A 20626-nucleotide genomic window follows, 5' to 3' on the forward strand; every position below is an offset into this window, starting at 1 on the left:
TAAATAAAATTGGGTGCAAATTTAAGAAGATAAAATAGGATAGGCGTATAAGAAAGAATATATCATTGTGGTTTTCAGATATTTTAAAAGATTGTTAGGTATAAAGCATAAATCCTTATGAAATTTTTAGGAATACGTTGGTATTTTTAAATATTTAGCAGTAATTTCGACATACATTAACTTAAATCATAAACTATGAAACAAAACAACTTTAATCGCGGGAGGCTCCTGCTGTTTTTATTCTTGTTACCGTGCTTTGTGTTTGCGCAAAACACAATTACAGGTAAGGTAACAGATGGAAGTGGAGAAACTGTTCCCTTTGCGAATGTAATTGTAAAAGGTACAAGCGTGGGTACTACCACAAGTATTGATGGTATGTACGCTATCGATGTGCCCAATTTGCCAGCAACATTGGTATTCTCTTCTCTAGGATTTACTACCGTGGAGCAACAAGTAAGCATTTCTGAAACTGTAAATATTACCATGAGCGAATCTGCTCAGGCCTTGGATGAAGTAGTAATTACAGGTTTGGCAACCTCCATTGAACGAAGTAATTCTGCCAACGCAGTCGCTTCTCTATCTGCCGAAGACTTAGTAGGTAAAACACCACCTCCAACCTTGGACGGTGCACTATACGGGAAGTTTGCCGGAGCTGTAGTAAATTCTAACTCTGGAGCACCAGGGGGAGGATTATCTGTGAAGCTTCGTGGTGCAACATCGCTTCAAGGAAATATCCAACCGCTTTATATTATTGATGGAGTGTATTTGGATAACTCATCACTTTCAGCAGGTTTAAATGCGGTTTCGGCTGCAGCAGCTGGAGGTAGTGCTTCTAACCAAGACAACCCTACCAACCGTATTGCAGACATTAACCCAGAAGATATCGCGAACATCGAAATCTTAAAGGGTGCCTCTGCAGCAGCTATTTATGGATCGCGTGCAGCGGCAGGTGTAATTATTATTACAACCAAAAGAGGTAAAGCCGGTGAAACTAAATATAAGTTTTCTCAATCGGTAGGTTTTACAGAAGCTATTAACCTTTTAGGTGTTCGTGATTATACAAGACAACGCGTATTTGATACTTTTGGAAGTGATGCGGCAGATGCTTTTGTAAATGCTAAGAACAATGGTACCCTGGTAGATTATGAAGATGAAATTTTTGGAGAAAAGGGGTTTATTCGTTTAACCAACTTTAATATGAGCGGTGGAGATGCCAAGACCAGATACTTTGCTGGTGTAAGCCATAATAATGAGGAAGGTATTGTAAGAAATACTGGATATGAAAAAACGTCACTTCGTTTAAACCTGGATCACAAGGCTAAGGATTGGTTAAAATTCAATTTGAGTTCTAACTATATTTATTCATCTTCAGATCGTGGTTTCTTTAACAATGATAACTCTGGTACTACTATAGGGGTAGCATTAACTGCTACGAGACCTTGGGATAATCTTCTGGCAAATGGAAACGGAATTTATCCAGACCATCCCAATAACTCATCTAACCCGCTTCAAACTCGTGACTTAGTTACAAACAACGAGCGCGTAAATAGGTTTATTATGGGTGGTACTATGAATATTGATCTTTACAAAGCAGAAAAGTCTAACCTAGAGTTAGTACTTCGTGGAGGTTTAGATGTGTATGGACAACAATCCAGAGCTATATTCCCTAAAGGATTACAATTCCAAAGACCAGATAATGGTGGTTTAAATGGTGTTTCAGTACAAGGAGACACACAGAATAAGAACTACAACCTTTCTGCTTTCTTGGTACATAATTATTTTACCGACAGTGATATTAATTTTAGAACACAAGCTGGATTAACTAACGAGAGTTTTAACAGAGATTCAAAATTGGTAACTGCTACTGGTTTAGTTGCATCTGAAACAAATGTGGATCAGGCTACTAATACAGGAGTTGTACAAACAAGAATAAAACAAGAAGATGCTGGTTTCTTCGCACAGGAAGAGGTTAATTTTCAAGATAAGTTTATTGCAACGGTAGGTATTAGAGGAGATAAGTCTTCAAACAATGGAGATCCAAACACCTATAACTACTACCCTAAAGCATCTTTAGCGGTGAATATTAATGAATTTGGTTTCTGGAATGAAGATGGATTCTGGAATCAATTAAAATTAAGAGCTGCTTACGGTGAAGCGGGTAATTTCCCTCCATTTGGTGCCTTGTTCACATCGTATACTTCATTTTCTACTGACGGATTGTTAGGGATTTCATTGAGAGGAGTACGAGGTGATAAAGCGATCAATTCTGAAAGACAGAAAGAATTAGAATTTGGTACAGATTTAGGATTTTTTAATGATAGACTAACGTTTACAGCTACCTATTATATTAAGACAGTAGACGATTTAATTTTACAGTCTGCTTTACCTCCTTCTACAGGATTTACAACGGAGTTTGTGAATGCAGGTGAATTACAGAATAAGGGTATTGAACTTTCATTAAATGCAACTCCTATTTCTAATGATAATTTTCAATGGGATTTAGGTGTAAACTGGTTTAGAAACCGTTCAGAAATCACACGTTTGGATGTTGAGCCATTTAACGTTGGTGGATTTGGTGCTACTTTAGGTACCTTTAGAATTGAAGAAGGTTCTAGTGCGACTCAAATTGTAGGTATTGGACCAAACCCTGGACCAAACGGTTTCCAAGTATTTGGAGATGCGGAACCAGATTTCCAAATGGGACTTAACAACAGCTTAAAGTATAAGAATCTTGATTTGTCTTTCTTATGGCAATGGAAAAAAGGGGGAGATAACATCAATCTTACTGCCTTGCTAACAGATCTTAACGGAACAAGCCATGATTATGATACAATAGATTTAGATCCTGCAGGACAATTGGGTAATGGAGATTATAGAGTTAGTCAGTTGGGTTCTTCTGCCGAAGTATTTATAGATGATGCTTCTTACGTACGTTTACGCGAAATTGGATTGTATTATACGCTAGACAAGAAAATGCTTGGAGGTGTCCTTAGCGGAAGTATAGACTCGGTTAGAATAGGATTATCTGGTACCAATGTACTTAACTTCTTTGATTATAACAGTTATGATCCTGAAGTTTCAAATTTTGGTGGTGGAACAATCTTTACAGGTGTTGAAGTAACCCCCTTCCCATCTTCAAAAAGATACTTATTTCACTTAGGTGTTAACTTTTAAAAAAAATAGATCATGAAAAAACAGATATATAAAATTTTATTCTTTACAGCTGTAGTGGGAACGTTGTTCTCGTGTGATGTGGAAGAATTTTCAGACTTAAACAATCCGGAAGTGGATGCGTTTGGTGAGAACTTAACCCGTGGTGATCTCCAAGATCTCATTGGGGGTATATTTTACAGTTCTAGAGCAACATTAGGCACTTATTACGATGATTGTGGTGTAATTGGGAGAGAATACTGGAGATTCTCCAGTTCGGATCCTCGTTTTACCAGCGACCTTTTAGGTGGAGAAAATGCAATTTTGGATAATAATACGTTTTATATTACCAATCCATGGGCATCTCGTTATAGAACAGTTAAAAATGCAAATTTAATTCTTGGGTTTTTAGAGGGACAGGATGTTTCAGCTCAATTTTCAGATGCTGAAGTAAATGCCACAAAAGGTTTCTTACAAACTTTTATCGCTCACGAGTTATTGCTTAATTTAAATCTAACTTATGAAAATGGGATTAGAACCGACGTTGCTGATGCAGATAACTTAGGTCCAATTGTAGCCAATACTCAAGCACTTGCAAACATTAGAGCTATTTTAGAATCTGGAGCTAACAATTTAGGTAATGGAGGAGCAGCATTTCCATTCCCAGTAACTTCTGGTTTTACTGGCTTTGATACACCAAGCAGTTTTTTATCAGCTAACCAAGCATTAGCTGCTCGTGTGGCTGCATACCAAGGCGATATGGCCGCTGCTCGTTCTTTCTTGGCAGGTTCTTTCTTGAGTTTGGACGGAGCCGCACTTAATACAGGTATATACCATACCTTTTCTTTAGCAGCTCAAGATCTTCCAAACCCAATGTTCTTCCCTATGAATGCAACTACTGCAGGGGCTAGAATTATGGAGCCAAGTTTCTTGACAGATGCAGAGGCAAATGATACAAGGTTGAGCAAAGTTTCTGAAAGAGATGACGAGATCACCCTTGATGGTTTAACCGGAAATTTTGATGTGTTTATTTACCCATCTCAAGAAGCTCCTATAGCTATTATTAGAAATGAAGAGCTTATCTTGTTATATGCAGAAGCAAATATTTCAAGCAATCCAGGTGAAGCAGTAAATGCCTTAAATATTATTAGAGATGCAGCTGGATTAGATCCTTATACAGGAGGTACAGATACTGCATCTTTAACTGATGAAATGCTAAATCAAAGACGATATTCATTATATGCTGAAGGGCATAGATGGATTGATATGAGACGTTATGGTAGATTAGACCAATTACCATTGGCAAGACCAGAAGACGATGTCTTTACACAATTTCCAGTTCCACTAACTGAAGGAAACTAATTCTAGTAATTAGTTTCTATATAAAAGCCCTTTCAGTTTTACTGAAAGGGCTTTTTGCTTTGTTGAAATTTTCAAGTTGTTTATCAAGTTTCAGAAGTGTACTGCGTTTTTAACTTAAGTAGCTTCCATACTGCCAACTGCTACTACCTACTTTTGAACTTACCAATAGAATAAAGCCAGAAATAGTTTTAAAGTACTTTCACAGGTATCTATTCAGTAAAAAGTATCATTCTGCAGCTTCTGTATTGATGTCTTCTTGATATTCTGAAACCACCTCTTGCTGTGGATTCCTTTTGTTGTGTAACCACATTTTCATTCTTGTAGCAATGTAAAATAAAACAGGAACTACAATCAGGGTTAAGAAGGTTGCAATTAATAATCCGTAGATTACGGTCCAGGCTAAAGGTCCCCAGAAAATTACATTGTCACCTCCCATATATATTTTTGGGTCAAACTCACTGAATAGAGAGAAGAAGTCAATATTCAATCCTATCGCCAACGGGATTAATCCTAAAATGGTGGTAATAGCCGTTAACAATACTGGCCGTAAACGTGCTTTTCCTGCTTTAATAATGCTGGCTAATAAATCATCTTTCTTTAAGAATTCATCTCCATCTAAATCCAGCTCATTTTTCTTTCGGTCTATGAGGAGCTGGGCATAATCCAGTAATACCACACCATTATTCACTACAATTCCTGCCAGGGCAATTATTCCCATCATCGTCATCATAATCACAAAAGGAGACCCAGAAATAACAATACCGCCAAACACTCCAATAAAACTTAAAAAGATTGCAATCATAATAATGGTTGGCTTGGAGATAGAGTTAAACTGAAAAATCAAAATCAGGAAAATAAGTCCAAGACCACTAAAGAATGCGCCCATTAAAAATTGCATTTGCTTGTTTTGTTCTTCTATCTGCCCCGTAAAGTCAATCTTAATATTTTCTGGAATGTCTTCAAAATTGCGCATTTCATTTTGAATCTGGCTTACTACGGCTCCAGCATCGGTATACCCGGGAGCCAAGGCAGAATACACTGTCACCACACGTTTTGTGTCGCGATGTTTAATAGCGCTAAATCCAGAATTGTTTCGCTTAGAAGCTACTGCAGAAACGGGTACATTAAGCAACTTTCCTGTGTTGGTTCTAAAGGTCATGGTTTGATTAAACAAGGCACTTGCATTGTAACGGTTTTCTTCATTAAAGCGCACATAGATATCATAATCTTCCCCGTCCTCTTTATAAACACCCGCTTTTGTTCCAAAAATAGCATTCCTAAGCTGCTGGCCTACTTGTCCGGTGCTTATGCCTAGTTCGCCCGCTTTTTCACGATCTACCACAACTTGCATAGCAGGTTTGTCTTTATTTACGTCAATCTTCAGCTCGTCGATTGCAGCAATGTTCTTAGAATTAATGTACTCGCGCATATTTTCGGCTGCGGCAATCAATTCATTATAATCTTCCCCTTCTAATTCAATGTTAATAGGAGCACCCGCTGGTGGTCCATTAGCATCTTTTTCAACCGAAATTAATACCCCGGGATAAATTCCCACTAATGCTTCCTGTACTTTTTGTCGTAATTCCTCACTATCGGCACCACGACGGTATTTATACTCACGCATAGAAGCCGTAATTTTTCCTTTGTGTGGCATTTCTGCGGCAGAACCACTATCGGTTTGTGGGTTTCCAGCACCTTCACCTACTTGACTTACGGTACTTTCAACCAAGAAATTGTAATCGCCATCTACGTATGCTTCGCTATTAAGGGTCTTGTAAACAACGGTTTCAATCTCTTTGGTAATGGCGTTGGTTTTTTCAATATCGGTGCCTTGTGGATATTCTATATACACAATTATCTGGTTGGGTTTATTGTCTGGAAAAAATTCAATCTTGGTACGTTGTGAGGCTACAGAAGCTCCGAAAGCTACAAATGCCGCTAGGAGCAAGACAAAGGTTCCTCCAACAATCCAATAAGGTCTTTTTCTTTTAAAAGAACCCGTCAATTTTTTTTCATACCAGTTTTCTAATTTTACTAACGATTTTTTCTGAAAACGGTTTGCCATACCTCTTAAAACTAAACGATATACCCAAAGCATAATAGCTGTAAAGAGTAAAAGTGTGCCAAAAGCGCGGTATTCACCACCTAGAATTAAGATAATAAGTCCAAAACCTCCTACAATTCCTGAAATTTTAAGCAATTGTTTCTTAGGCATATTTTTATCTTCAATCTTCATAAACTGCGATACCAAGACCGAGTTAAAAAATATGGCAACAAATAATGAAGATCCTAATACGACCGAAAGCGTTATAGGAAAATAGATCATAAATTGTCCCATGAGTCCTGGCCATAATCCAAGGGGAATAAAGGCTGCAACCGTCGTTAATGTAGAAATAATAATAGGCAATGCAATTTCTCCAATACCTTTCTTGGCAGCTTCAATTCGGCTCATACCTTCCTCATCCATAAGGCGATAGACATTTTCCACAACTACAATACCATTGTCTACAAGCATTCCCAGTCCCATAATAAGCCCAAAAAGAATCATGGTGTTCATAGTATATCCCAATTGGCCTAGAATCATAAGTGACATAAACATGGACATAGGTATCGCAAATCCTACGAAAAGTGCATTTTTAAAACCAAGAAAGAACATCAACACCGTTACTACGAGAATAATCCCGAAAATAATATTATTTACCAAATCGTCCACTTGCCCAATAGTTTTGGAAGATTGGTCGTTGGTAATCGAGACGTTTAAGTTGGAAGGAAATACATTTTTAATAGCTTCATCTACAATTACTTGCACTTCTTCGGCGGCTGCTACCATGTTTTTTCCAGCACGTTTCTTAACATCCAGCATCACTACCCTATCACCATACTCACGAGCGTAGGTTGTTCTGTCTTTTTCAGTAAAGTTTATGTCTGCTACATCCTGAAGATATACGGTATTTCCATTTTCAGACTTTACCACAAAGTTGTTCAATTCCAGCGGGTCGTCAATTTCACCTAAAATCCTAATGGTTCTCCGTTGTCCGCTAGCAATAAAGTTGCCGGCAGACATGGTCATGTTTCCGTTGGAAATGGCGCTGCTAATGTCTTGAAAGCTTATGTTGCTTGCCATCATTTTATAAATGTCTACGGCAACTTCAACTTCTTTGTCTTGAGCGCCACGAATGTCCGCTTTTTTAATTTGCGGAAGATCCTCAATTTCGTCCTGAAGGTATTCTGCGTATTCTTTCAGTTTTAAAACAGGATAATTCCCTGAAATGTTGATATTTAGAATAGGCATCTCTTCAGAAAGAGTTAATTCAAAAATGTTGGGTTCTACCTTGGCGCCATTAAAAGTAGGCCAGTCTTCGCCCGAAGTTTCCGAATCTACTTCGTCCTTCACCTTTTGTTTGGCAAGCTCTACAGAAATACCTTCATCAAACTCCACTACAATCATGGCATAATCTTCTTGTGATGTGGAAGTAATTTCCACTACGTTACTCACCGTTTTCAACTTGTCTTCCAACGGATCGGTAATGAGTTTTTCAATATCTTCGGCAGTGTTTCCAGGGAAGAGAGAACTGATGTAAATCTTGGTTTCTTTAATTTCTGGGAAACTCTCCCTAGGCATACTAAAATATGCCGAGATACCTAAATAAAGTATCATAGCCATCATCACATAGATGGTGGTCTTGTTATTAATGGCCCACGATGAGAGTTTAAACTCTTTTTCGGTATTTTTCTTTTTCTTTGCCATGTTTATTACCTATTGTCATTTCCGTACTTCGACTATGCTCAGCATAAACTCCGGCGGAAATCTATTATTATTGTTTATTATTTCAATTCAAGCGGTTTTCAAGAAACCTTTAAAATACTAGAGTAAAATCGATAGTTTAATACGAAATTATCTTTACGGTTTGCCCATCTTTTACGCTTCTTGCGCCTTCTTCTATAATCTGGTCGCCATCATTTAGCCCGCTTAATACTTCAATTACATCGCCCTGGCTTATTCCAGTTTTAATAATCACACGTTTTGCTACCGCTTTTTGTCCCTCGCTATTTTCAAGAATATAAATGTATTGTTCGCCATCTGCATTTTCGGAAATAATGCTCTGCGGAATTAAAATTGCTTTCTCGTTGGTGTAGTCATTAATTTTTAATCTAGCGGTGAGGTTAGGTTTGATGGTTTTATCGGTATTGGGAACTGCAATTTCAACTTTAAACGTTCGGTTTTCAGGGTTTATAAAATCTCCTGTTTGTCTAATTTTTGCATCCATTGTTTTGTTTAACACTGGAAACATAACTTCTACATCTTTCCCTGTTTTTACATTGGTTATATAGGTTTCTGGAACATCGGTCTGGATATACATATCGCTTAAATTTACAAGCCTCATAATAGGCGTTTGTCCTGGTGCAACAACACTTCCCTGCTCTGTAATTACGTCGTCAATAGTTCCTGAAAATGGAGCTCTAATGCTCGCTTTCCCTAATTGTTGCTTCATAGAATTAATAGCATTTTGCTGTCCTTCAAAATTAGATTTTGCTTGTAAGTACTGTATCTCGCTTCCAATTTTTTGATCCCACAATCGTTTTTGACGTTCAAATGTAGTTTTTGCCAGATCTGCTTGCACCTGCATTTGTGCCAATTGTTGTCCCATACCGCCGTCGTCTACACTCGCCAACAACTGTCCTTTGCTTACTTTGTCTCCTTCTTTTACATACACACGTTTCAGGATTCCACCCATTTCTGGAGTGATTACCAGGTTTTGCTTGGTCTCAACACTACCCTGCAATTCAACGTAGTGATTAAAAACGGTGTCTTTTGCTGTAAAAGCGGTAATTAATGGTATGTTTTTTTCAGGGTTTAATTCGTCAATTTTCTCGTCCAATTGCTTTAACTGATCGTGAATTTCCTGTTGCTGTGTAGTGAGCTCGTCCTTTTTTTTCTGAAGGGCCACTAAGTCGCCGCTTTCTATAACACCGTCAACTGTTTTTTCTCCACCGCCACCGCAAGAGGTAAGGAAGATAGAGAGGGTTAAAAGTAGGATTGAATATTTCATGGGTTGGATATATTTTAATAATTTCATGCTTTTTTGATTGATTTTTAATACTTCCCTTTTATTTCTTCAGACTCTATACGTAGCTCTGGAGTGTTTAATACAGTTTCTATTTCGGCCTTTCCATTTATGACGTCCAACATACTCTGGAAGTATTGTTGTTGTGCGGTATATAGCTGTGTTTGTGCCTGGCGTAAGTCGAAACTAGTACTCAAGCCTTCAGTAAACTTAACTTGATTCTTAGTTTCGATTCGCTCTGCCAAGGCTTTGTTCTTTTTAGCATTTTCAAATTTTTCAATAGCAAATTGATAATTACTTTTTGCAGTGTTAAGTTGTAAAGTTACATTCTGAATGGTTTCTTCCAGTTCGGTTTCGGCTTGATCTAAAGCAATTCTGGCACGTTGTGTTTTTGCACTCCGCATCCCACTACTAAAAATGGGAACGTTCATACTCACACCCAACAGAGAAGATTGAAACCAAGGTTGGCCAGCTTCGAAAAAATCAAATTCATCCCTAAAGGCAGACGTTCCATAATTAATAAATGCTGATATACTTGGCAACGCTTTACTTTTCTCCAACTTCATCTCTAAGCTACGTTGTTCTGTAAGATTATACGCAATTTTATAATCGGCATTTTTTTGAATGTTTAAGCTTTCATCCAGGAGTTGAAGGTTAGTTCCTTGCTCGGCCAAGGTGTCTAAAGTATCCTCAAAAAAAACAGTGCTTTCTACAGGAATTCCAAGGGCTACATTAAACATCTGCTTTGCAATAGTACTGCTGCGTCGCGCATTGCTTAGTTGTGTTTCAACATCTAGTAGTGTGATCTCCAATTGTTCTACGCTTTCTTCTTCTGTGAGTCCGTTTTCAAAAATCTTTCGGGTCTCGTAAACGTTTTTTTCGAGTGCTTCTTTGTTCTTTTCGAAAATAGCGATGAGTTCTTCGGAAAGTAAGACACTTCCGTAGGCATTAATCACTCCTTTTCTCACTTCCAGATTGGTTTTTTCAGCAGCATTTTCAGAAAAATCTAAAAAGGCTTTGGCGGCTTGTAGCCCTACGAGATAACTACCATCAAATATTAACTGATTTAAGGTAGCAACCGCACTTGCATTTTGCTTGGTTCCAAAAACTACAGGAACAAAAGTACCAGGCGCACCACCGCTAAATTCTGCAGGAATAAGTGTTACCTGTTGCTTTAAATTGTTTTGGTAGGTGATGTTTCCGCTAATTTGTGGTAATCCTGTGGCGGTGGTTTCCCATTTTTGCTTAATAGCTTTTGCTATGTCGCGACGAGCATTTAGAGCAGTATAATTACTATCTATGGCAAAAATTACAGCTTCTTCCATCGTGAAATTGTAGCTTTTGCTATTTTGTGCAGAAGCAATCCCAACGATGCCTAAGAATGCTATGATTACTAATACGTTACGCATTGTGTACAGTGTTTTTTATAAATTTATTAAGAGTTTGTAGTCCTTCTTTTGTTACAATACCTCGAAGGTGGTATTCTAGATATTCTTCAAAAAGAGCTGCTTTCGGAAATTTCTCCAGTGGAAAAAGGGCTCCGTCTTTTATGCCATTTACGCCAATAAAATACATGCGGGCTACAAATTCTATAGCCAATGTTTTTCGATAGAGTCCTTGCGAAATTCCTCGTTGTAAGTTTATAAGCGTGCAGGCGTGCATTTTTTCAAAGTGCTTTCCTTTTAAAGTATCGTAAATCTCCGGATAGTATTTTTGAAGTTGGTATTGAGGCGAAGACTTTTCATTCTTTAACTGAAGCATCATATATTTTTTAATTTCATATAATTCTTCGATAGGATTTTTTTCTTGTGCCCTAATAGTATCTATCCCGCAGGAAATAGTTTCAAAGAGAGATAGGGTAACTTCCTTTACCAACGCCGTCTTGTTACTAAAATGAGTATAAATGGTTTTTTTAGAGATTCCCATCTCATTCGCAATATCATCCATGGTCACACTCTTAAATCCTAAAGTGATAAAAAGGTCGGTTGCTTTATGTATTATTTTATCTTTCATATGCTGGGTGCAAAAATACTACAGGAAACTTTAAAAACATTTATAGTTTCCAAAGTTTTATAATTATTTAACATTTCATTAAGAATTATGTTGGGTATCCAATTTTCGGTTTCTTTTGGCGACAATGTTGCGGGCAAGTACTATTTTTGCTTCAAAATTTATCTATGGAATTGCTCACAAAATATAGCCAAGCGCTCGCGTCCCACCTCGATAGTGCGGTTACCGTAAAGGAGCCCATACAATTGTACGAACCAGTAAAGTACATTCTTACCTTAGGTGGGAAAAGATTACGCCCTGTACTCACGCTTTTAACAGCAGATTTCTTCGGAGATAATTACACAAAAGCTATGAATGCTGCTTTGGCAGTGGAGTTGTTTCATAATTTTTCACTTATTCATGACGATATTATGGACAAAGCTCCCATACGTCGTGGAAAAGAAACTGTACATGAAAAGTGGGACATTAATACGGGGATTTTAAGTGGTGACGCCATGCTTATTTTGGCATATCAATTATTTGAAGCCTATGAACCAGCGCAGTTTCAGGAATTAGCTAAGTTGTTCAGTAAAACGGCTTTGGAAGTATGCGAAGGCCAGCAATACGATGTTGATTTTGAAACGCGGGACGATGTAACGATTCCCGAGTATATTAAAATGATAGACTATAAAACTGCCGTACTTATTGGTGCAGCGATGAAAATGGGTGCTATTGTTGCCGAAGCTTCAGAACGTTGTTGCCAGGGTGCGTATGATTTTGGAAGGAATTTAGGGATTGCATTTCAACTACAAGATGATTACCTGGATGCCTTCGGAAATCCAGAAACTTTTGGAAAACAGGTTGGAGGCGATATTATTGCCAATAAAAAGACCTTTTTATACTTAACAGCCCTTAAAAACAGTAAAAAAGCCGAAGCTGAAACCTTAGAACATTTATTCAACATAAACCCTAAGGACACCTCAGAAAAAATTGAAACGGTAAAAGAAATATTTCAATCGTCAGGAGCCGCCAAAGCTACCATTGCCGAAATTGAAGCCTACACTAAAAAAGCAAATACCATTTTAGAAACCCTGAAACTTTCCGAAGAGAAGAAAGAAAAATTACGAGCATTTGGAAATTGGTTGATGGAAAGGACGGTGTAGTCCCCTCCCAACCTCCCCGAAGGAGAGGAGCTTTTTAAGAAATTCCCCTTCGGGGAGGTTGGGAGGGGGCTAAAAGTAAACTCTCACAAAAGGATTCCAGGCCGTAGCATACACCCTGTCACGATCGTTATACAACACATTATAACGTAATCCAATAGTTACAAATCCTGCACGATACCCTGCTCCTACGAAAAGGGCGGTATTCCAAAAATTATTTTCAAGATTAATATCTATATCTTTAATGGTTCTGTTCACTCGCAATTGTTCAATTTCGGCAGAGAGTTGAATCTGGGGAATTGGGTTTGCCAACACAATCCAACTGCCACCATATAAAGTGGTTTTATAAAAATCAAAACTTTGGTAGCTAAAAATAAGCGAAGGCCCCATTGCAAAATAGTCGTTAAAATTATAAATGGCGCTAGGAGCAATCGTGCCACTAAAACCTCCATTACCAAAACTTATTCCCAATCCGCCACCAAACTGAACCTTCTCCCAAAAAGGATTGGTTGTTTCTTGTGCTGAAGCTATTTTTGGCAATACGGTTAGGAGAATTGGTATTAACAGAAATTTTAATGAGCGGGAGCAGAAGATTTTCATTGGGAAAAATTTAGTAATTGTATCTATAAATATACAAAAACGTAATATGGTGTTTTGCGTAATTGTTGTATTTTTGTACCGTTTTATCTAAACAATACGCTGAATCATCCAACTATGGATAAATATTCCTTCTTAAATGCAGTTCATCCTGCACAAATCGCAGATCTCTACGATAAATATTTACAATTTCCAGATAGCGTTGAGGCTAGCTGGCGCGCTTTTTTCCAGGGTTTCGACTTTGGAATAGAAAGTGGTTCGCTAGAAGGACTCGGCATTGAAACTCCAAACGGCGCTGTAGTAACCGAGGAAGTTTTAAAAGAATTTCAGGTAATTAAACTTATTGATGGGTACCGAACCCGTGGGCATTTATTTACCAAAACAAATCCGGTTCGTGAACGTAGAAAATACGAGCCATCACTTGATATTGAAAATTTTGGCCTTTCAAAAGCCGACTTACAAACCACTTTTAAAGCGGGAGAAGTTATAGGTATGGGGACAAGTTCTCTGGAAGACATTCTAAAACACTTAAATAGTATTTACTGCGAGAGTATTGGGATTGAATATATGTTTATTCGTAAGCCAGAAGAGATAGAGTGGATACAAAACAAGCTGAATATAAATGACAATCAGCCTAAATTTTCAGCAGAAAAAAAGAAACAAATCTTAAAGAAATTAAACGAAGCTGTTTCGTTCGAAAATTTCTTACACACAAAATATGTAGGTCAAAAACGTTTTTCGCTTGAGGGTGGGGAAAGTTTGATCCCAGCACTGGATTCACTTATTGAAAACGCCGCAGCAAATGGCGTAAAAGAATTTGTACTGGGAATGGCTCACCGTGGCCGTTTGAGTACGTTAACTAATATTTTCGGAAAAAGTGCGAAAGATATTTTTAGCGAATTTGACGGTAAAGACTATGCCGAAGATATTTTTGATGGTGATGTAAAATATCACCTGGGTTGGACTTCTATGCGAACTACAGATTCCGGTCACGAAATAAACTTAAATATTGCTCCCAATCCGTCACACCTAGAAACCGTTGGAGCCGTAGTGCAGGGTATTGCCCGAGCAAAACAAGATGACCACCATAGGGATAACCCAAAAGCTGTATTGCCCATTATTGTACATGGAGACGCTGCTATTGCAGGGCAAGGATTAGTATACGAGATAGTGCAAATGGCACAACTGGATGGCTACAAAACGGGAGGTACTATACATATTGTGGTGAACAACCAAGTAGGTTTTACTACGAATTATCTGGACGGTCGTTCCTCAACCTATTGTACCGATGTAGCAAAAGTAACGTTATCACCAGTATTGCATGTAAATGCAGACGATGTTGAAGCAGTGGTTCACGCTATGGAATTTGCGTTGCATTTCCGCATGAAATTTGCTCGTGATGTATTTATAGACTTACTGGGATACCGAAAGTATGGTCATAACGAAGGAGACGAACCTCGTTTTACCCAGCCTAAATTATATAAGGCAATTAGCAAACATAGCAATCCGCGTGATATTTATGCTGAAAAGCTCTTCAAAGAAAGTGTTATTGAAAAAGGACACACTGAAACGTTAGAGCAAGAATACAAAGACAAATTAGAGGAGAACTTGGAAGATTCCCGAAAGGAAGAAAAAACAAGGATCACTCCTTTTATGCAAGATGAGTGGGAAGGATACGAACAGGCCGAAGAAGATAAAATGATGGAAACGGCAGATACTAGTTTCGATCTTGACAAGCTCACCGAAATTGCTGAAGTGATTACCCAATTACCAAAAGACAAGAAGTTTTTGCGTAAAATTTCAAAATTGATTGAAGCGAGAAAGACCATGTATTTTGAGGACAATCAACTGGATTGGGCTATGGGGGAATTGCTGGCATACGGTTCATTATTAAAAGAAGGACACGATGTACGTATGAGCGGGCAGGATGTGGAGCGTGGAACATTTAGCCACCGTCACGCCGTAGTAAAAGTAGAAGAAAGCGAAGAAGAAATTGTATTGTTGAACCAGTTAAAAGGAGAGCAGGCAAATTTCTTTATATACAATTCATTACTGTCGGAATATGGAGTGGTTGGATTTGATTATGGATATGCCATGGCAAGCCCAATTACACTTACGATCTGGGAAGCACAGTTTGGAGATTTCAGCAATGGAGCTCAAATAATGATAGATCAATATATTTCTGCTGCCGAAGATAAATGGAAACTTCAAAACGGGTTGGTACTATTATTGCCCCACGGATATGAAGGACAAGGAGCAGAGCACTCTTCAGCAAGAATGGAGCGCTATTTGCAATTGTGCGCAAAGGATAACATGTTTGTGGTAGATGTAACCACACCAGCACAAATGTTCCATTTATTACGCAGACAATTAAAAGTAAACTATCGTAAACCTTTAATAGTGTTTACGCCTAAGAGTTTGTTGCGTCACCCCAAGGTGCTATCAACAAAAGAAGAACTGGCCAATGGCAGTTTCCAAATGGTGCTGGACGACCCGGATGCAAAAGTGGCAAAGGTGAAAAGTTTGGTATTCTTAACCGGAAAATTCTATTACGATTTACTAGAAAAGAAAGAAGAAGACAAGCGAGATGATGTAGCTTTGGTACGTGTAGAGCAAGTATTTCCAATACCCGTTAAAGAGATAAAAGCACTATTAAAAAAATATAAAAATGCAGACGATATAGTGTGGGCACAAGAAGAGCCACGCAATATGGGAGCGTATTCACACTTATTGCTTCATTTTGAAGAAACAAGAAAGTGGCGTGTGTGTAGTCGAAAAATGTACGCCGCTCCAGCAGCTGGAAGTAGCGTAAGAAGCAAAGCGCGACATTTAAAAGTGATTGAAAGTGTATTTGATAAGGATATGAAGTAGTGTTTTTCCACTTTTTATTAGCATCTTTAAGTGTTTAAAAATGTCTGGTTGAGCGCAGTCGAAACCTACATTAAAGTATAGAATTTTAAAAGTGTTATAAGTTATAATACCAATTAAGAATAGTAATAGATAATAGATTCCCTCCTTCGAGGGAATGAAATAAATAATTTAGTATGGCATTAGAAATGAAAGTTCCTTCACCGGGAGAGTCCATCACCGAAGTTGAAATAGCACAATGGCTTGTAGAAGATGGCTCTTGGGTTGAAAAAGATCAGGCAATTGCCGAAGTAGATAGCGACAAAGCTACCCTGGAACTTCCGGCAGAAGCCAGCGGAATCATTACTTTTAAAGCTGAAGAAGGTGATGCAGTAGGCGTAGGAGAAGTAATTTGTTTAATCGATACCGAAGCTGAAAAACCAGGCGGTGGAGATGAATCTACTGAAACCTACGATAAGCCAGGTGATGAAAAAGGGGAGGGTAATGCGGGCCCGGACCTAGACAAAGCAGATGCTGAGAATAAGGATACAGGGGAAAAAGCTGCACCCGTAAAAGAAACGCAACAGCAGGATGCTTCTGCCAAGGAGAGTAAAACATATGCTACGGGCACACCTTCGCCTTCTGCTAAGAAAATTCTTGCAGAGAAAGACATGGATGCCAAAGACGTAAAAGGTTCAGGTCGTGACGGTAGAATTACCAAAAGTGATGCAGAAAACGCCACCCCATCCATGGGTACTCCAGGGACAGGGGATAGAGGTTCTTCTCGCACAAAACTTTCTATGCTGCGACGTAAAGTGGCAGAGCGTTTGGTAGAAGCCAAAAACACAACGGCCATGCTAACGACCTTTAATGAGGTGGATATGACGGCAATTTTCGATCTAAGAAAAGAATACAAAGAAACTTTTAAAGAGAAGCACGGAGTAAGCCTTGGCTTTATGTCTTTCTTTACACTAGCGGTAGTAAGAGCTTTAGAAATGTACCCGTCTGTGAACAGTATGATAGATGGTAAAGAAATGTTGACGTTCGACTATAAGGATATTTCCATTGCTGTATCGGGACCAAAAGGATTGATGGTGCCCGTAATAAGAAATGCTGAAAATTTAAGCTTTAGAGGTGTAGAAAGCGAAGTAAAAAGACTGGCATTGCGAGCACGTGATGGAAAAATAACTGTGGATGAAATGACGGGCGGAACATTCACTATTTCAAACGGAGGCGTTTTTGGAAGTATGTTAAGCACCCCTATCATTAACCCGCCACAATCGGGTATTTTGGGAATGCACAATATTGTAGAGCGACCCATTGCTAAAGACGGCGGTGTAACCATTGCTCCAATTATGTACGTTGCGCTATCATACGATCATAGGATTATAGACGGCAAGGAATCGGTTGGTTTCTTAGTCGCTGTAAAAGAAGCTTTAGAAAGCCCAACGGAGCTGTTAATGGATAATGATGTGAAAAAAGCGTTAGAATTATAAATAAGGAAGTTTCATTTGACGATACGTTACAAAAAACCCAGCCAAAAGGCTGGGTTTTTAAATTCAGTAGTTAGTTGAAAAGTTGAATTTTATATTGCTAAAATAAGATTTACAATATTTAGTAGAATAACAAAAACTACACACGTGGTTAAAAACACCATTGTGATTTTTTGTCTCAAGGTCAATTTCTTTTTTTCCACGGGTACTTGTGTTATATTTTCCATAGGGTAAAATTGGGAAAAATCTGTGCGGGGTACAATACGTATTTATACGTATTTTTTTTTAAGCTGTTGATTAGTTTAGGTTTGCTTGGTTTTGTTTTGCCCAAATTAGTAAACTATTCGTTTTTTGTTCGAGATCAAGTTTGTGAATAATATTACTTCTGTGTTTTTCTACAGTACGATAGGAAATAAACAAAAGGGATGCTATTTCTTTATTGGTTTTATCCTTGGCAATAAGCTTTAAGATTTTCTTTTCAGAAGGTGTTAATACAGAGAGGATACTAGTATCTGGATTCTTCTTATTTAAGTTTGTGGCAATGTTGGGGCTAAAATAATGCTCCCCGTTTATTACATTGTCTAGACACGTTTCAATTTCTTCCAGGGCAAATTCTTTTAAGATATACCCAAATATATTCAACTCTTTGGCTTGCTCATAAATTTCACGTTCTTTATGTAGGGTAATGAGTATAATCTTTGTTTCCGAGCAATCGGTTTTACACTTTTGCGCTATTTCTATTCCAGACATAAAAGGCATTTGGATATCTAAAATAGCAATATTTGGATTTTTATTAACGATAAGGTTGTAGGCTTCACGACCATTTTTACCACTACCAATAATATTATATCCACGCTCCAATAAAAAATCGTTTAACCCTTTAAGTAAAAGCGGATGATCGTCTGCTGTTATGATAGTAGTTGTCTCCATTAATAAGGAAATTGAAATTCTATGAAAGTGCCATCTTGCTTCTTGGATTGCACTTTCATGTGTCCTTTTAAAAATTTTGTACGCTCCATGAGCGTTTTTAATCCTAAAGATTTTATGTTTTTCAGTTTTTCTGAAAATTCAAACCCTTGGCCATTGTCACGTATTGAAATGATAACTTGATCTGCCATTTTTTTAACCGAAACTTTACTGGCTTCGGCATTGGCGTGTTTTAATGTATTACTCAAACTTTCCTGAACAATCCTGTAAATATTTACCTCTTGATCTGGTGTAAACAAATTGTCAATATTTTCTATTTCATACGATATAAACAAAGACGTATTCTCATCTATTTGTGTAATGGTATGTTCTATGGCTTTTGTAATCCCTAATTCCTGTAGCTGAAACGGATGCAAATCCCTGGAAATGGTACGTACTTCTTCAATCGTGGCATCTACCATTTTTTTGGCCTCGGTATTACCAGATGTGATGAGTTTATTTTTTAGCACTAATAATTGCTGTCCAAGTCCGTCGTGTAAATCTTTTGAAATACGTCTGCGTTCATTTTCTTGTGACGCCAAAAGTTCCTGACTAAATTCTTCCTGCAACGTTTTCTTCTTTTTTAAATGTAATTGATTACGATATAATTGAATTAAAACGAACGTAAGCACGATCGCTATACCACATAAAATAATAAACTTTCTAAAGGCATCATTATCTTTTTCCAACAATTGAATATTGGTGTTTTTTGAGATAAGCTCGTGTTCCTTTTTTTCTGTTTCGTACAAGGTCTGGTAATAGGCCAGCGAATTTGCAGAGGATGCATTAAACAAGGAGTCTTTTTTAGTCAGGTACAACTTCTTATTTGCAAGGCTAGCTTTATAGTCGTTCAGGTTTTCATAGATCTCAGAAAGTAAAAGATGCGCGTCCATTATTTCTTCATTGTAGCCTATTTTTATAGCAGTTTCCAGTTTTTTATTTGCAAAATTTAAAGCTAAAATATGTCGCCCGGTCTTATCCAAATAGGTGGCTTTTGCATCACTATACATTAGTTTTGCATAACTATCATTTTCTATCTTTTCTTTATAAGTTTCAATTTCCTTTAATGTTTCAGCGGCTTTTTCATAGTGTTCATGTGTACTATAATAAGCAGCGAGACTCGATAAAACCCCAATGTGCAGCGTGCTTCCTTTCGATTCTAATGAGATATTTGAAACTGCTTTTAAAAGGCTGCGGTATTGTTCTTTGCTATTATTTACTCTCTTATAATCAAGTGCTTGGTTGTACTGCTCTGTTGCCACGTATTCTTTAAGCCCTAAATCTTCCATTTTGGCAATAAGTTTCTCTCTTTCGGCTTTTGCCTTGTCGAAAAAACCATTCATACTAAACATGGTAATTGTGCCTTGTTGCGCGTGGGCCATGTATTCGTAATCCTTTAAGGCTTCAAAAATCTTATAGGCAATATCAAAGTTTTCACCAGCTGGAACAAACTTTCCCATACTGGAGTATGCCTGCCCTCTAAATAAGTAAGCGTCTGCTACATAAATAGAATCATTTTGTCCAAAATTTTCAATAGCAAGCGTGTAGTCTTTAATAGCTTCTTTAAGGTCAAGACCAAAATGAGCACCCCCTCTTTTCAAATAAAGACCTCCTAGATAAAAGCTGTCTTTTAATTTATACTTTTCAGCCAGGACACTATTTATAATAGTTAGCGCTCTCTTTGGATCATTTTTATAATTGGTAAGAAGATCTTGCAGATTCATTGCTTTTTTTGCCGCAGCACTTATGCTGTCCAGTTCTTTGGCGAGCGTGATGTATTTCTGGCTAAATTCAATAAAAAGATCCGGATTTGTCTTTCGGGTTTTAGAGACTACCGAATCTAAGGCTATCAAGCGCATTACTGCATTGCTAGTGGTGTCCGACGCTTTTATATAGTACGAGACATCCTGACTAAAGCAACCAAGAGAAAAGAGAAAAGTGAATAGTAGTAAGTACAATTTTTTCAAACCGAAATACAAATTTGGTGCTCAAAGAT

Annotated in this window: 12 protein-coding genes; 5 read left to right on the top strand and 7 right to left on the bottom strand. The window is 37.8% G+C overall.

Translation table 11 applies throughout. The annotated features are described in order from the left end of the window. Nucleotides 1-195 precede the first annotated feature (195 nt). Together ACQ2HF_RS05575 and ACQ2HF_RS05580 are read left to right on the top strand one after the other, a co-directional pair. Nucleotides 196-3174: a SusC/RagA family TonB-linked outer membrane protein gene (locus ACQ2HF_RS05575; RefSeq protein ID WP_432412538.1), complete on the top strand. Its 2979-nt coding sequence runs from the start codon at nt 196-198 to the stop codon at nt 3172-3174. A 12-nt stretch (nt 3175-3186) separates the two neighbouring features. Next, entirely contained in the window at nt 3187-4512 is a 1326-nt protein-coding gene (locus ACQ2HF_RS05580) for a RagB/SusD family nutrient uptake outer membrane protein (protein WP_432412539.1), read from the top strand. 226 nt (nt 4513-4738) lie between these two features. Here the strand turns inward: ACQ2HF_RS05580 and ACQ2HF_RS05585 are convergent, their stop codons facing one another. The 4 genes from ACQ2HF_RS05585 to ACQ2HF_RS05600 form a co-directional block, all read right to left on the bottom strand. Further along, nucleotides 4739-8260: an efflux RND transporter permease subunit gene (locus ACQ2HF_RS05585; protein WP_432412540.1), complete on the bottom strand. Its 3522-nt coding sequence runs from the start codon at nt 8258-8260 to the stop codon at nt 4739-4741. A gap of 136 nt (nt 8261-8396) precedes the next feature. Continuing rightward, nucleotides 8397-9563: an efflux RND transporter periplasmic adaptor subunit gene (locus ACQ2HF_RS05590; RefSeq protein WP_432413056.1), complete on the bottom strand. Its 1167-nt coding sequence runs from the start codon at nt 9561-9563 to the stop codon at nt 8397-8399. 44 nt (nt 9564-9607) lie between these two features. Continuing rightward, nucleotides 9608-10987, bottom strand: coding sequence for a TolC family protein (locus tag ACQ2HF_RS05595; protein ID WP_432412541.1), 1380 nt, complete (start codon nt 10985-10987; stop codon nt 9608-9610). Continuing rightward, nucleotides 10980-11591, bottom strand: a complete 612-nt coding sequence (locus ACQ2HF_RS05600) for a TetR/AcrR family transcriptional regulator (RefSeq protein WP_432412542.1) — start codon at nt 11589-11591, stop codon at nt 10980-10982. The genes ACQ2HF_RS05595 and ACQ2HF_RS05600 overlap by 8 nt, the downstream gene beginning before the upstream one ends. Nucleotides 11592-11755: 164 nt before the next feature. Here ACQ2HF_RS05600 and ACQ2HF_RS05605 point away from each other — a divergent pair, with 164 nt between their 5' ends. Then, the gene (locus ACQ2HF_RS05605) at nt 11756-12730 is read left to right on the top strand and encodes a polyprenyl synthetase family protein (RefSeq protein ID WP_432412543.1); all 975 of its coding nucleotides are present in this window, start codon (nt 11756-11758) and stop codon (nt 12728-12730) included. 69 nt (nt 12731-12799) lie between these two features. Here the strand turns inward: ACQ2HF_RS05605 and ACQ2HF_RS05610 are convergent, their stop codons facing one another. Continuing rightward, nucleotides 12800-13327: a hypothetical protein gene (locus tag ACQ2HF_RS05610; RefSeq protein ID WP_432412544.1), complete on the bottom strand. Its 528-nt coding sequence runs from the start codon at nt 13325-13327 to the stop codon at nt 12800-12802. A gap of 114 nt (nt 13328-13441) precedes the next feature. On the opposite strand from ACQ2HF_RS05610, the gene ACQ2HF_RS05615 reads away from it, so the two are divergent. Together ACQ2HF_RS05615 and odhB are read left to right on the top strand one after the other, a co-directional pair. Beyond that, nucleotides 13442-16195 carry a 2-oxoglutarate dehydrogenase E1 component gene (locus tag ACQ2HF_RS05615; RefSeq protein WP_432412545.1) on the top strand — a complete coding sequence of 918 codons (2754 nt, stop codon included), beginning with the start codon at nt 13442-13444 and terminating at the stop codon, nt 16193-16195. 173 nt (nt 16196-16368) lie between these two features. After that, the gene (gene odhB / locus ACQ2HF_RS05620; RefSeq protein ID WP_432412546.1) at nt 16369-17667 is read left to right on the top strand and encodes a 2-oxoglutarate dehydrogenase complex dihydrolipoyllysine-residue succinyltransferase; all 1299 of its coding nucleotides are present in this window, start codon (nt 16369-16371) and stop codon (nt 17665-17667) included. Nucleotides 17668-17961: 294 nt separating this feature from the next. Here the strand turns inward: odhB and ACQ2HF_RS05625 are convergent, their stop codons facing one another. Together ACQ2HF_RS05625 and ACQ2HF_RS05630 are read right to left on the bottom strand one after the other, a co-directional pair. Further along, the gene (locus ACQ2HF_RS05625) at nt 17962-18594 is read right to left on the bottom strand and encodes a response regulator (RefSeq protein ID WP_432412547.1); all 633 of its coding nucleotides are present in this window, start codon (nt 18592-18594) and stop codon (nt 17962-17964) included. Further along, on the bottom strand, nt 18594-20597 hold the full coding sequence (locus ACQ2HF_RS05630; protein ID WP_432412548.1) for a tetratricopeptide repeat-containing sensor histidine kinase: 2004 nt from the start codon (nt 20595-20597) through the stop codon (nt 18594-18596). The genes ACQ2HF_RS05625 and ACQ2HF_RS05630 overlap by 1 nt, the downstream gene beginning before the upstream one ends. Nucleotides 20598-20626: the final 29 nt, after the last annotated feature.

The sequence above is a fragment of the Rasiella sp. SM2506 genome (assembly GCF_050859505.1).
Taxonomy (GTDB): Bacteria; Bacteroidota; Bacteroidia; order Flavobacteriales; family Flavobacteriaceae; genus Marinirhabdus.

Bases quoted from the DNA above. Each gene is read 5' to 3' on its own strand.
- ACQ2HF_RS05590 (WP_432413056.1), bottom strand. From the start codon at position 9,563: ATGAAATATTCAATCCTACTTTTAACCCTCTCTATCTTCCTTACCTCT.
- ACQ2HF_RS05580 (WP_432412539.1), top strand. From the start codon at position 3,187: ATGAAAAAACAGATATATAAAATTTTATTCTTTACAGCTGTAGTGGGA.
- ACQ2HF_RS05605 (WP_432412543.1), top strand. From the start codon at position 11,756: ATGGAATTGCTCACAAAATATAGCCAAGCGCTCGCGTCCCACCTCGAT.
- ACQ2HF_RS05585 (WP_432412540.1), bottom strand. From the start codon at position 8,260: ATGGCAAAGAAAAAGAAAAATACCGAAAAAGAGTTTAAACTCTCATCG.
- ACQ2HF_RS05625 (WP_432412547.1), bottom strand. From the start codon at position 18,594: ATGGAGACAACTACTATCATAACAGCAGACGATCATCCGCTTTTACTT.
- ACQ2HF_RS05610 (WP_432412544.1), bottom strand. From the start codon at position 13,327: ATGAAAATCTTCTGCTCCCGCTCATTAAAATTTCTGTTAATACCAATT.
- ACQ2HF_RS05600 (WP_432412542.1), bottom strand. From the start codon at position 11,591: ATGAAAGATAAAATAATACATAAAGCAACCGACCTTTTTATCACTTTA.
- odhB (WP_432412546.1), top strand. From the start codon at position 16,369: ATGGCATTAGAAATGAAAGTTCCTTCACCGGGAGAGTCCATCACCGAA.
- ACQ2HF_RS05575 (WP_432412538.1), top strand. From the start codon at position 196: ATGAAACAAAACAACTTTAATCGCGGGAGGCTCCTGCTGTTTTTATTC.
- ACQ2HF_RS05595 (WP_432412541.1), bottom strand. From the start codon at position 10,987: ATGCGTAACGTATTAGTAATCATAGCATTCTTAGGCATCGTTGGGATT.
- ACQ2HF_RS05615 (WP_432412545.1), top strand. From the start codon at position 13,442: ATGGATAAATATTCCTTCTTAAATGCAGTTCATCCTGCACAAATCGCA.